Below are 2628 nucleotides of genomic sequence, written 5' to 3'. Positions count from 1 at the left end.
CTCCGATCTGACCCCGTGCAACGCCCACCTCGACGAGGTGGCGGCCAGTGTCAAGGCGGGCGTGTGGGCGGCCGGTGGGGTGCCGCTCAACCTGCCCGTCGTGTCCCTGGGCGAGACCCAGGTCCGCCCGACCGCGATGCTCTGGCGCAACCTGGCCGCGATGTCGATCGAGGAGATGCTGCGGGCCAACCCGATCGACGGCGTCGTGCTGCTCGGCGGCTGCGACAAGACCATCCCGTCACTGCTCATGGCCGCCGCGTCGGTGGACCTGCCGGCCGTCGTCGTGCCCGGCGGGCCGATGCTCACCGGCACCTTCCGCGGGGTGCCGCTCGGCTGCGGCACCGACGTGTGGCGGCTCTCCGAGGAGGTACGAGCGGGCACGCTCTCGGAGGAGGAGTTCATGAACTCCGAGTCGTCGATGATCCGCAGCCGCGGCCACTGCAACACGATGGGCACCGCGTCGACCATGGGCCTGCTCGCCGAGGCGCTCGGCACCACGCTGCCGGGCACGGCCGGCACCCCGGCCGCGGACAGCCGGCTGCTCACCCGCTCGCACGAGACCGGCCGGCTGATCGTCGAGATGGTCGCCGCCGGGCGCCGGCCCAGCGAGGTGATCACCCGCGGCTCCTTCCACAACGCGATCGTCGCCCTCGCCGCGATCGGCGGCTCGTCCAACGCCGTCGTGCACCTGCTCGCCATCGCCGGTCGGCTGGGCGTGCCACTGAACCTGGATGACTTCGACCGGATCGCCGCTTCAGTGCCGTTCCTGGTCGACCTGCAGCCCTCCGGCCGCTACCTGATGGAGGACCTCTTCCGGGCCGGCGGTCTGGCGGCCGTGCTGGCCGAGGTGGATGACCTGCTCGACCACGACGCGATCAGCGTCACCGGCGAGCCGTTCGTCAAGTCGCTGACCGGCGCGCAGATCTGGGACACCGAGGTGATCCGCAGCCGCGCCGAGCCGCTGCTGTCCAGCGGCGGGATCGCCGCGCTGCGCGGCAACCTGGCCCCGGACGGCGCGATCATCAAGCCGTCCGCCGCGTCGCCGCGTCTGCTGCGGCATCGCGGACGGGCGCTGGTCTTCGACTCGATCGAGGACTTCCACGCGCGCATCGACGACCCCGATCTGGACGTCGACGCGGACACCGTGCTGGTGCTGCGCGGCTGCGGGCCCAAGGGATATCCGGGCATGCCGGAGGTGTCCAACATGCCGCTGCCGTCGAAGCTTCTGCGGCAGGGCGTGCGGGACATGGTCCGGGTGTGTGACGGGCGGATGAGCGGGACGGCGTACGGCACGGTGGTCCTGCACGTGGCGCCGGAGGGCGCGTCGGGCGGCCCGCTGGCGAAGGTGCGCACCGGCGACTGGATCGTGCTGGACGTGCCGGCCCGCCGCATCGACGTCGACCTGCCCGAGGGCGAGCTCGAGGCCCGGCCACCCGCGCAGGCGATGCTGGACGCCCTGGCCCGCCCTAGCCGCGGCTGGGAGAAGCTCTACGTCGACACGGTGCTGGGCGCGGACACCGGCGCGGACTGCGACTTCCTGATCGGCTCGAGCGGAGACCAGGTCTCGCGCGAGTCCCACTGACCGGCCTGAAACCGGCTAGTGGGGCACGCCGGCGGTCAGGCGCAGGGCGAAACCGCCGTCGCGGGCCATCACGACGTGGCTGACGGACTGGTGGACGATCCACAGGCCCCGGCCACCCGGCTCGGTGGTGTCGCTCGGCAGCAGGCCCGTGAAGGGGTCCTTCGGGCCCTGGCCGGCGTCCGCGACCTCCGCCACGATGCGGTCGGGGCCGGCCCAGACCCGCACCCGCACCGGCGGCCGCCCGTGCAGCATCGCGTTGGTGACCGCTTCGCTGATCGCGACCACCAGGTCCTCGGCCTCCTCCGGCCGGACCTGCCCGCGGTCGGCCGCCCGGACGGCGTCGCGGGCCCGGCCGGGCACCGGGTCGGCGAGGTCGGCCGACGGCGGCGTGAGCTGCAGCGGGTCGGGCGGAACCGGGCGCAGCTCGGAAAGGAACTCCTCGGGCGGGACGTACGCCGCGAGCGCCGGGTGGGTGCCGTCCGGCCGGGCCTCGCGCGGGTGGGTACGCGCCACGTCGGCCAGCATCGGCGGCGGCGTGGTGCGCCGGTCGTACGCGCACATGCTCCACAGCGGGAAGTCGTCGTACGCGTGGTTGATCGCCGACTCGTACCGCGCCCAGCTGTACCAAGCCGGGCCGAACACGTCGGCCGGCAGCTCGCCGACGATCCGGATCTGCCGCGCACCGGCCCGCACGTGATCGGCGAGCAGCCGGCGGTAGGAGCGGATCGCCGCGGCCGGGCGCGCGTACATGTCGCCACCGCCCGTGAACTCCACCGCCGTGCCCCTCGGCAGCGCCGAGCGCACCAGCTCGGCGTTGCGCGCACCCAGCGAGACCAGGGTCGGCTCGCCCGCCGCGGGCCCGCCCGTCAGGAACGGGACGAGGACGGCGAGCAGCTCCTCGTCCGACGAATAGTGGACGGCCTCGTGGAAGTAGCCGCGGTGACCGGCGGCGGATCCGGTCCTCACGCGGCCGCCTCCACCCGCATCGGCTTAATTGCTTTGATATTTGCGACTGGTTTGTAATCAACTTGAAGAGCTTTTTGCCA

General features: G+C 73.0%; 2 protein-coding genes. One reads left to right on the top strand and one right to left on the bottom strand.

Annotated features, from left to right (window positions below; all coding sequences use genetic code 11):
• Nucleotides 1–1582: dihydroxy-acid dehydratase (locus AB0M20_RS37140; RefSeq protein ID WP_364305438.1), on the top strand; the 1582-nt coding region annotated here is incomplete at its 5' end.
• Between the two features lie 15 nt (nt 1583–1597).
• Here the strand turns inward: AB0M20_RS37140 and AB0M20_RS37135 are convergent.
• Nucleotides 1598–2548: an anti-sigma factor RsbA family regulatory protein gene (locus tag AB0M20_RS37135; protein WP_364305436.1), complete on the bottom strand. Its 951-nt coding sequence runs from the start codon at nt 2546–2548 to the stop codon at nt 1598–1600.
• Nucleotides 2549–2628: the final 80 nt, after the last annotated feature.

It is taken from the genome of Actinoplanes sp. NPDC051633 (assembly GCF_040681735.1).
Lineage (GTDB): Bacteria > Actinomycetota > Actinomycetes > Mycobacteriales > Micromonosporaceae > Actinoplanes.
This window is presented reverse-complemented; position numbering and strand designations above follow the sequence as displayed.